This window comes from Propionibacterium ruminifibrarum, from assembly GCF_900289195.1.
GTDB lineage: Bacteria > Actinomycetota > Actinomycetes > Propionibacteriales > Propionibacteriaceae > Propionibacterium > Propionibacterium ruminifibrarum.
This window is the reverse complement of sequence record NZ_OMOH01000007.1, coordinates 99,875-109,470: the sequence shown is the minus strand read 5'-3', so window position 1 is coordinate 109,470 and position 9,596 is coordinate 99,875. Positions and strand designations below refer to the sequence as shown.

Below are 9,596 nucleotides of genomic sequence, written 5' to 3'. Positions count from 1 at the left end.
CGGGCCCACCATCGACTCCGACTCGGTGTCGAATTCACCGCCGGTGAGGGTGATTGACAGTCCGGGAACCTGCCGGGCGTAGGTGAGCACGAGCAGCGAGTTGGTGACGATCTGCACGCCATGGACCGCCGTGAGAAAACGCACGACCTGGGCGGTCGTGGTACCGGCCTCGATCATGATCCGGTCGTCGTCGTGGACCAGCGACGCGGCGGCGCGGGCGATCCGTTCCTTGGCCTGCGGGTGCTGGTGCGCACGTTCGAGGACGGACCGCATGGTGTTGGCCTGGGCGCCGCCGTGGGTGCGGGTGAGCAGGCCGCGTTCCTCCATCTCGCTCAGCTGGGATCGCACCGTGACCTCCGAGACCCCGAGGTCATGGGAGAGTGCCTTCACGGACAAGGACCCGTCACGGCCCAGCAGCGCCAGGATGCGTTTCTCCCTCTCACCACGGTCGACGCTCATCGTGCTCCCTCCCGAACCTGCGCTCATGCTATCGGCCCGGGCGGCATCGATGGCTCAGAAGCGGAAATCCTTGGAGCAGTGCACCATCTCAATCCTCCACCAGGTTCCTCACGCCGGCGTCGGCGGCGATCCGGCGGAAGTGCTCCATCTGCTGCGCCGTGTAGCGCTTCGGGTTCGTCTGCTCCGTGAACAGGAAGGAGTGGCCCGTCACCAGTTCGTACTTCGCGATGGCGAGCGGGTTGTAGTTGAGGAGCTCGTAGTGGACATCGGGGTACAGGTCCGTGATGAAACCGGCGATGCCGGCGATGTTCTCGTCGGTGGCCGTGACGCCCGGGATGAGCGGGGTCCGCACGATCACCCGGTCGCGCCACGGCGAGGTGAGCAGCACCCGCAGGTTGTCCAGGATCCGCTCGTTGGTGTGGCCGGTCCAACGGCGGTGGTCCTCCGGGTCGATGATCTTGAGATCGGCGAAGAACTGGTCGACGAGGGGCGCCGCTTCCAGCACGAACTCGGTGCGGACGTTCAGTGCCGTCTCGACGGCGGTGTGGATGCCCCTGTCGCGCAGCCGGGCGAAGACGGCTGCCGCGAAGTGCGGCACGAGGAGCGGTTCACCGCCCGAGAGGGTCACTCCCCCGCCGTGGCCGAAGAAGGCCCGGTCGGCCATCACGACGTCCACCAGTTCATCGACGGTGTAGGACCTGCCGTTGAGGGCGATCGCGCCGGTGGGACAGACGGCGGCGAGTTCCTCCCACTCGCCCTCGACCTCGAGGTGCGCGACCATGCCGTCCGGTCCGCGTGTCATCTCCCCGTTGCGGGACAGCGGCAGGCACAGGCCGCAGTCGATGCACTTCTTGGCGAAGAAGACCGGGCCCAGACGGGGCCTGATCGTCTCGGGATTCTGGCACCAGCCGCAGGCCAGCGAACAGCCCTTGATGAACACCGTGGTGCGGATGCCCCTGCCGTCGTGGGTGGAGAAACGGCGGATGTCCACCACGTTGGCGCGCAGCAAGCCGTCACGGGCCCGCTGCGCGCCGGCGGAGGCGGAACCATTCATTTACAGTTCCTGGGTGGTGCGAGCGATGATCTCGTCCTGCAGGTCACCGGCGAGTTCCACGAAGTAGGCCGTGTACCCGGCGACCCGGACCGTCAGGCTGCGGTACTGGTCGGGGTGGGCTTTCGCCGCGATGAGGTCCTCGGCACGCACCACGTTGAACTGGACGTGAGGGATCTCCAGATCGACGAAGGCCCTCAGGAACGAGACGAACTTCGCGATGTTCGTCTCCGAGTCGAAGAACTCTGGGAGGAACTTCAGGTTGAGCAGGCCCCCGTTGGACGTCCACGTGTTGTCCATCGCCGACACCGACTTGAGCACAGCGGTCGGCCCTGCCATGTCGCGCCCGTACACCGGGGACAGGCCACCATCGGCCAGCGGCGTACCGGCCCTGCGCCCGTCCGGGGATGCGCCGACGTTCTGGCCCATGGGGACGTGCGCGGACACGGTGTACATGCCGGTGTGGTAGCGCCCGCCCCGCGCGTTGGTGTAGGAGCGCAACTTCTCGGCGAAGTAGTCCGCCCACTTCGCGCCGAGCTCGTCCACGTACGCGATGTCATTGCCGTACTTGGGTGCCTTGTTGAGCATGAGGGCCTGCTCGACCTCGTAGCCCTGGAAGTCCGCCTTCAACGCGGCCATCATCGTCTGGGGGCTGATCCGCCGTTCCTCGAAGACGAGTTTCTTCAGGGCCGCCAGCGAGTCGGCGAGCGAGGCGACCTGGATCATCTGGATGCCGGACAGGTTGTACACGGCTCCCCCGGCGGTGACATCACGCCCGGTACTCAGGCAGTCGTCAATGACGGCCGACAGGAATGCGGTGGGCAGAACGTCCATGTGGGCCCGCTCGACCTGCTCGCAGGCAGCGATCATGGCATCGACGTAGTGGTCGATCATCTTCGCGAAGGAAGCCTCCAGTTCCTCGTAGGAGGCGTAGCTCTCCAGCGAGCCGAGGTCCGGGCCGATCCGCTCCCCCGTCAGCAGGTCAACGCCACCGGTGAGGGTCAGTTCCAGGGCCTTGTCGAGGTTGAACATCGCCGCGTCGCTCCAGCCCAGGTTGTTGCCCTGAGTGGTCAGTTCGACGCAGCCCACCACGGCGTAGTTGCGGGCGTCGTGTTCCGCGATCCCGACGGCCTTCAGAGCCGGTACGACCGACTTGTCGTTGAAGAACTGCGGCATGCCCGAGCCCTTGGCGACCACTCGCACGGCCTCGGTGAGCAGTTCCTCGCTGGTCCCCTCGTGCAGACGCACCGACAGATTGGGCTGGGGCATGCCCAGGTGGGACTGAGCGGCGAGGAACAGATAGGAGACGTCGTTCACCACGTCCTCGCCGTTCACGTCCTGCCCGCCGACGCAGATGTTGAAACCGATCGGGAAGCCGGCGAAGTACTTCGCGCTGGAGGCGTTGCGCATGTACACGATCTCGTTGAACTTCAGCCACAGGCACTCCACGAGCTCGAGTGCGGCCTCGTCGCTCAGTCCGTTCCCGCGGCTGTCCTCCAGGTAGGGCTGCAGGATGACGTCCAGGCGGCCGGGTGAGAAGGACGAGGCGTTGGACTCCATGTGCAGGATGACGAAGAGCATCCAGACGCTCTGGAGGGCCTCGTGGAATCCCTCGGCGGGCCGGCTCGCGAGCCCCTGGCAGACCCGGGCCACCTCGGTCAGCTCGCGCGCCCGCCGGTCCGGGGACTCGGCGGCCTGTGCCCTGGCGAGGGCGGCGTAGCGCTGCAGGAAGTCGCAGGCGCCGGACATGACGATACCGACGGCACGGTAGAAGTCCCTCTGCTCGCCGCTGGCGTCTTCTCCCAGCCGTTCCGCCTGGGCGCCGAGCCCGGCCGGCCCCATCCGCAGCCACAGGTCCACGTCGGGACAGATGTGCCCCTGGGCGTGATCGGTCTGGTTGATCTTGACGACTTTCGAGATCTCCTTGATCCGGGGACCGTGCCGCTCGGCGATGACGTCCTCCAACGAGACACCGGTCCAGAACGGGTAGATGTGCTCGCGGAACTCGTCAATGGTCCCCTGGTCCACGTCGAAGCGATCCTGGGGCCGGGTGGGCAGGGTCTCGATCTCCCGGTCCACCCAGGAGGCCCCGGCCTCGGGAGAGACCACGCCGGCCCTGGCCGTGGGGGTGCGGTTGCCCACGAGCAGTTCCCCGGGCCGGATGGTGATCTCCATCTCCCGCAGTGCCGCCGCCAGGGCCAGGGCCTTTTTGACGATGACCGGTTCGTCGGGGTTGTCCCGGTAGACCCTGGTGGTGATGCGGGCCTGCTCGATCGAGACCACGCGTGGCTCGTCGAGCATGGCGGTGCGCAGCGCGCCGATGCGTGGCGACTGCTCGATGTTCATGATGCTGGGTCGATGGGAAATGGTTGTCGTCATGATGTCTCCTCCGAGCCGACGAGATCGGCGAATGTGTGCCCCGCGCCGATGACGGATTCCAAGTCTGCGCGTTGTTCGGCCACGGCCGCATCGGTGGTGGCGTTGCGGAACAGATTTCTCAGCACCGCCGGCGCCGCCGTGACGGCACCGGCACCGAGCTTCGCGAGTTCGGTGATCTGCTGGGAGTTCTTGAACGAGGCGGCAAGCAGCTGCGTGTCCATGCGGTGAACGTCGAGGAGCGTCTGGATCTCGGCCGCAACCCGCACCCCGTCCGCGCCCAGGTTGTCGAGCCGGTTGATGTAGGGGGCCACATAACGCGCACCGGCCTTGGCGGCGAGGAAGGCTTGCATGGGTGCGTGGATCGCGGTGGCCGTGACGTTCACTCCCTGAGCACTCAGACGCCGCATGGCGACATAGCCTGCCTCGGTCACCGGGATCTTCACGAAGAGGTCCTCGCCCAGTTCTCCGCGCAACGCCAGGGCCTCGTTGACCATGACGTCGGGCTCGGTGCCCACCACCTGGGCGTGCAGCTGCGGGCCGGCGCCCAGCAGCTCGCGCAGCTCACGCAGTGTCCGCAGCGGGTCCCGGTGTTGGCGGGCCAGGATCGTGGGGTTGGTGGTGACCCCGTCCACGGGGAGTGTGGACCAGATCGCGGCCACGTCCTCGAGGTTCGCATCATCGATGAGGATCAGCATGTGTCAGTTCTTCTTCCGTACGGGGATGGGTGTTGTGGGCCGGGTTCACGCCCGGACTCGTCCGCTGAGGACGTCGATGACGTCCTTGGGGGTGCGTGCTGCGTACAGTTCCTCACGCACCCGTTCGTGCATGAGCGTGCGGGCGAGGGCGGCGAGGATCCTGAGATGTTCGTTCCCTGCCGCGGCCTCGGGCACCGCGATGAGGAAGACGAGGTCGACGGGTCCACCGTCGGCTGCTTCCCAGTCGATGCCCGCGGACAACCGGGCGAAGCCCAGGAAGGGCTCGATGGCGGCATCGCACTTGGCGTGGGGAATGGCCAGCGCGTCACCGACCGCGGTGGTGCCCATGGCCTCCCGGTCCATGGCCGTCGCGACGATCTGATCGGCGTCCTTGAGCTGTCCGGTGGCCGTGCCCCTCGCGGCGAGGGCTGCGATCACCTGCTCTCGGCCGATCAGCTTCTCGTCGAGGATGACCGAGTCGGGCCGCAGGTAGTCCGTGAAGGAGACCGCCCGGGTCGCAGGCTCAGCCTTGTCGGCGGTCTCGACTGGCGATCCGGCCGCATCGCCCGGGGCGTCGACGGCATCGGTCCTCGTGTCCTGATCCTGATCGGGAATGGCGCGATCGGTTCGGCGTGAGCGCAGATTGCCGAGGTCGAGCAGCAGGATGGCCAGGACCGCGTTGACGGCGACGCCCACGGCGAGTGCGCAGAAGAACTGGAGCGGCCTGTTCACCACTCCGAGCACGGCGACGATCCCTCCGCCCCACATGACCTCGTTGCTCACACCGAACAGGCCAGCCACCGCGGCGCCCACGGCCGAACCGATGACATTCGCCGGAATCACCTGGAGAGGATGCGCTGCGGCAAAGGGGATGGCGCCCTCGGTGATGCCGAAGAAACCCATGAAGATGGCGGCAATGCCATTCTCGCGTTCAGCATCGGTGAACAGGCGACGACGGACGAGCGTGGCCACTCCCATGCCAATGGGTGGCGTGGCGATGGCGACGGCGACCATGCCCATGGGCACGGAAGTTCCCGAAGCGATGAGACCACCGGCGAACAGGAAGGCGACCTTGTTCACCGGTCCGCCCATGTCGAATCCGATCATGGCTCCGAGCAGCAGGCCGAGCAGCCCCACCTGGGTGCCTCCCATCCCGGCGAGAGCCGTGGTGAGCCAGGTGAAGAACGCCGCGATGGGCGTGCCGAGGGCATAGACGAAGATCAGGCCGACCACGGTCGTGGTCAGCACCGGGATCACGATGATGGGCCAGATCGGTGCGATCCACTTGTGCACCTTGATCTTCTTGATCAGCAGTGCCACACAGCCCGACATGAACCCGGTGACGATGCCTCCCAGGAAACCGGCGCCCGCTTCTGAGTGGTAAAGGGCCGGCGTGGTAGCGATGAAACCAGTGATGAGCCCCGGCGCCAACCCGGGCCTGTCCGCAATCGCCATGGCAATGAAACCGGACAGCACCGGCACCATGAGGTTGAAGGCCAGTGTGCCGATCTGGCTGATCAGGTACCAGAAGCTCCCTTCAGGGATCACCAGGCCCTGCTGGGTGGGCGTGCCGCCGATGCTGTAGGCCAGTGCGAGCATCAACCCACCGGTCACGACGAAGGGGATCATGTGGGAGACGCCGTTCATCAACGCCTTGTAGATGACACCGGCACCAGTGTGCTCCGCCGACTTCGACGCCGACGCCTCACCCTCAAGCGGCTTCGCGACCAGGGCGTCATCGATGAGCCCGTCGGCGCGATTGATGCCCTCGGACACCGTCGACACGACCACCGGCTTTCCCCTGAAACGATCCAGCTCGATGTTCTTGTCGGCGGCGATGATCACCGCATCGGCACGATCGATGCTGTCCTGGGTGAAGGTCCCCTCCACACCGATCGAGCCGTGCGTCTCCACATCGATCGTGAAGCCCCGGGCGGCCGCGGCGTCGGTCAGGGCCTCCGCGGCCATGTAGGTGTGGGCCACTCCGCTGGGACAGGCGGTGATGGCCAAGAGATGCCTGGAATCAGTCATTGACTCCACTTCCTTTGGTCTCACTGCCGATGGCTGGTGCGCCATCGGCGCTCCTGGAAAGGATCCGACAACGAATAAGTTCCGTGTGCCTTACGTTTAATGCAGTTAACGTAACTTATATGAAAGGAATACGCAAATAATCGGGCGTGACGATCGACTGCCTGACATCACCGCGGCCCCACCTCCTGCCTAGCGCTGTGGGTGACACCCCGATGACTCTCGGCGGGCCAACGTTCGATCGGAACCGCTCCGCACGTTGGCCGACATACCCGACACAACGACGCAGCTGTGCTCATCGGACCGGGCCGACAGGACCGCCATGCCGCACGAAACGCACGGTGACGACGCCGTGCCTCCGATCAGCCCGCGGCCCGACACGCTGACTCAGGACAGCCGCCAGGCCCCAGACGAGTACGCTGTGAACGGGAAGGAGACCGGGCCATGGCAGAGACGACGGGGCGTCGGGTGCGGCTCCGCGACACCAAGCCCTACGAGGCCCCCGACTCGCTCGACGAACTGCGCGGTCCTCATGACGGGACCATCGACCTGCCCCACGCCGTGCGCTGGCAGCCCGACCGGTTCGCCGTGAACGTGAGTGAGCCGGGGTGGCGGCGCATGGCCTACCAGGCCCTTCTCGCCGAGGGCACCGCCGAGGAGCAACGCCGGCTCGTGAACCGTACCCGGCTCATCGAGACGTGGCCGATCCTCACCATGGATCCGCGGCTCCGCGAGCTGTGGGAGGACCGGTTCCCCGAGCTTGTGAAATCCTCGTGAGCGGCGGCCACGCCGAGCAGCGACGCGTCGCCCGCATCGCCCTGACGGCGACTGGCGATGGCTCCGGTTTCGCTCTCGCCGGCTCGGGCGCGATACGCGAGCACGGCCTGATCGACCGGTCGACCGAGGACGTCGACCTGTTCACCACCCAGCAGGCCGCGGCCACGTTCGACCAGTCCCTCGACAGGGTCATCGCCGCGCTGCGCTCACAGGGGTATTCCATCGATATCCGCCGTCATCAGGGCACGTTCGCCCAGCTCACGGTGACCGGCGCGCAAGGATTCCTGACGGGGATCAATCTCGCCGTGGACTGGCGGGCACACGAGCCCGTGCGTCTGGGGATCGGTCCCGTCCTCTCCCTCGAGGACGCCGTGGGAAACAAGGTCGCCGCCCTGTTCTCGCGTGCCGAGGCGCGTGACCAAGTGGACGTCGATGCGATCCGCCGATCGGGACGATTCACCGATGAGGAGTTGTTTCGTCTCGCCCGGCAGACTGATCCCGGCTTCGACCTGGAGTGGTTCGCCAGGAGCCTTGACACGGTGGAACGCATCCACCCGGAGGAGGTCCGTGTCTACGGGGTGAGCCCCGAGGAGCTCGACGGCGTGAAAACACGCATGGAGGAATGGGCTGCCGACATCCGCGCGCATCTTCACTGAGCGGCACCACCGGGCAGGGGCCATCGCGTATGAGCTTCCGGTGCGCGATCCGGTGACCGGCGACCTGGAGTGGTTCGCCGCCGTTGTCGACCGGGACGCGTTGTACCCCCGGTTCGGTCGGGCCTCACACGGCCGGGCCCGGGGCCGTGGACCCCAGGTCGTGCACCTGACGGGCCCAGCCGGGCCCGCGCTGCTCCGCCTCGTCGTCCTCGGGCACGGCGAAGGGCAGCGGCAGGGGCTCGACGGGGTGCAGCAGGGGGTCGTCCAGCTTGAAGGAACGGACCGGGCCGACAGGACCGCCGCGCTGCTCGAAGCGGACGGTGACGACGCCGTGCCCCGAGCCCCACACCCAGCCGCGGCCCCACTGCTCGTGCTCGACATCCATGCCGGGCAGGTAGCCGGCGCCGGCGCGGCGCACGGTGACCGGCGGGGCGGGCTCGTCGCGACTGACGAGTGTCCCCGCCGCGGGTTCGGCGTCATTGGTCTCGAACAACTCCTCCTGGGCGGCCTGGGTGAAATTCGAGACGCCGACACCGACCAGCCGTACGCCGGCGCGCGGGTTGAGGGCGGCCGCCAGGCCCTGGGCGACGTCCGCGATGCGTTCGGGGCGGTCGGTGGCGCCCAGCAGGGTGCGGGACCTGCTCACCGTGCTGAAGTCGGCCATGCGGACCTTGAGGGTGATGGTGCGGGCGAACAGGCCGGCCCTGGTGAGCCGCGCGGCGACCAGCCGGGCGTCCTTGGCGATGACCTCCGCGATGACGCTCCGCTGGGTGATGTCCTCCTCGAAGGTGTCCTCGACCGAGATGGACTTGGCCTCGCCGCGCGGGGCGACGGGGCGGTCGTCGCGGGCGAAGGCGATGTCGTGCACGTGCTGTCCCACCGCCTGGCCGAGTTCACGGACGAGCTCGTGCCGGCTCGCCTCGCGCAGCTGCGCGACCGTCTGGATGCCGAGACGGCCCAGTTTCTCGGTGGTCGCCGGGCCGATGCCGGGGATGGCCCGCACGTTGAGCGGTGCGATGAAGTCGAGCTCCTGGCCGGGCTCGACGATGCGGCTGCCGTCGGGCTTGGCGGCCTCGGAGGCGAGTTTGGCGATGAACTTGCTGGAGCCGACGCCGACCGATGCGTGCAGACCCTCGGTCCGCTCGGTGATCTCGCGGCGCAGGCGTTCCACGAGTTCGGTGAGCGCGGCCGGCGAGGTGGCCTGCCCACCGACCGCGAGGTCGGCGTAGGCCTCGTCGATGCTGACGGGCTCGACGAGCGGGCTGAGTTCGCCGAGCAGGGCCATGACGATACGGCTCGACTCGCGGTAGGCGCTGAAACGCCCGACCAGGTAGGCGGCGTGCGGGGCGAGGTGCCGGGCCTGGCTGGTGCTCATGGCCGAGTGCACGCCGAACACGCGGGCCTCGTAGCTGGCGGTCGCGACGACGCCGCGGCCGCCGACGCCCCCGACGATGACCGGCTTGCCGGCCAGCGAGGGCTTGTCGCGCTGCTCGACGGACGCGAAGAAGGCGTCGAGGTCGAGGTGCAGCACGCTGGCCGTCGCCCGCACGG

8 protein-coding genes are annotated in these 9,596 nt (G+C 67.5%); 2 read left to right on the top strand and 6 right to left on the bottom strand.

Annotation, left to right across the window (positions count from 1 at the left end):
- The 5 genes from PROPJV5_RS12935 to PROPJV5_RS09455 form a co-directional block, all read right to left on the bottom strand.
- On the bottom strand, positions 1 to 459 hold a 459-nt coding region (locus tag PROPJV5_RS12935; RefSeq protein ID WP_239018458.1), incomplete at its 3' end, for a DeoR/GlpR family DNA-binding transcription regulator.
- A gap of 88 nt (positions 460 to 547) precedes the next feature.
- Complete coding sequence (locus PROPJV5_RS09470) at positions 548 to 1,513, bottom strand: glycyl-radical enzyme activating protein (protein ID WP_220474400.1); 966 nt, start codon at positions 1,511 to 1,513, stop codon at positions 548 to 550.
- Complete coding sequence (locus PROPJV5_RS09465) at positions 1,514 to 3,889, bottom strand: glycyl radical protein (protein ID WP_220474399.1); 2,376 nt, start codon at positions 3,887 to 3,889, stop codon at positions 1,514 to 1,516.
- The gene (locus PROPJV5_RS09460; protein WP_119716106.1) at positions 3,886 to 4,584 is read right to left on the bottom strand and encodes a transaldolase family protein; all 699 of its coding nucleotides are present in this window, start codon (positions 4,582 to 4,584) and stop codon (positions 3,886 to 3,888) included. The genes PROPJV5_RS09465 and PROPJV5_RS09460 overlap by 4 nt, the downstream gene beginning before the upstream one ends.
- A 45-nt stretch (positions 4,585 to 4,629) precedes the next feature.
- Positions 4,630 to 6,615, bottom strand: coding sequence for a fructose-specific PTS transporter subunit EIIC (locus PROPJV5_RS09455; protein WP_119716105.1), 1,986 nt, complete (start codon positions 6,613 to 6,615; stop codon positions 4,630 to 4,632).
- A gap of 441 nt (positions 6,616 to 7,056) precedes the next feature.
- On the opposite strand from PROPJV5_RS09455, the gene PROPJV5_RS09450 reads away from it, so the two are divergent.
- Both PROPJV5_RS09450 and PROPJV5_RS09445 read left to right on the top strand, forming a co-directional pair.
- Positions 7,057 to 7,389 carry a transcriptional regulator gene (locus PROPJV5_RS09450; protein ID WP_119716104.1) on the top strand — a complete coding sequence of 111 codons (333 nt, stop codon included), beginning with the start codon at positions 7,057 to 7,059 and terminating at the stop codon, positions 7,387 to 7,389.
- Positions 7,386 to 8,045 (top strand): nucleotidyl transferase AbiEii/AbiGii toxin family protein, encoded by a 660-nt coding sequence (locus tag PROPJV5_RS09445; RefSeq protein ID WP_119716103.1) that lies wholly within the window; start codon positions 7,386 to 7,388, stop codon positions 8,043 to 8,045. Before PROPJV5_RS09450 ends, PROPJV5_RS09445 begins: the two co-directional genes overlap by 4 nt.
- Before the next feature lie 124 nt (positions 8,046 to 8,169).
- Here the strand turns inward: PROPJV5_RS09445 and PROPJV5_RS09440 are convergent, their stop codons facing one another.
- Positions 8,170 to 9,594 (bottom strand): DNA polymerase IV, encoded by a 1,425-nt coding sequence (locus PROPJV5_RS09440; RefSeq protein ID WP_119716102.1) that lies wholly within the window; start codon positions 9,592 to 9,594, stop codon positions 8,170 to 8,172.
- Between the last annotated feature and the right edge of the window lie 2 nt (positions 9,595 to 9,596).

Coding starts and splice junctions, on each gene's coding strand:
- PROPJV5_RS09470 (WP_220474400.1), bottom strand. CDS start 1,513: ATGAATGGTTCCGCCTCCGCCGGCGCGCAGCGGGCCCGTGACGGCTTG.
- PROPJV5_RS09465 (WP_220474399.1), bottom strand. CDS start 3,889: ATGACGACAACCATTTCCCATCGACCCAGCATCATGAACATCGAGCAG.
- PROPJV5_RS09460 (WP_119716106.1), bottom strand. CDS start 4,584: ATGCTGATCCTCATCGATGATGCGAACCTCGAGGACGTGGCCGCGATC.
- PROPJV5_RS09455 (WP_119716105.1), bottom strand. CDS start 6,615: ATGACTGATTCCAGGCATCTCTTGGCCATCACCGCCTGTCCCAGCGGA.
- PROPJV5_RS09450 (WP_119716104.1), top strand. CDS start 7,057: ATGGCAGAGACGACGGGGCGTCGGGTGCGGCTCCGCGACACCAAGCCC.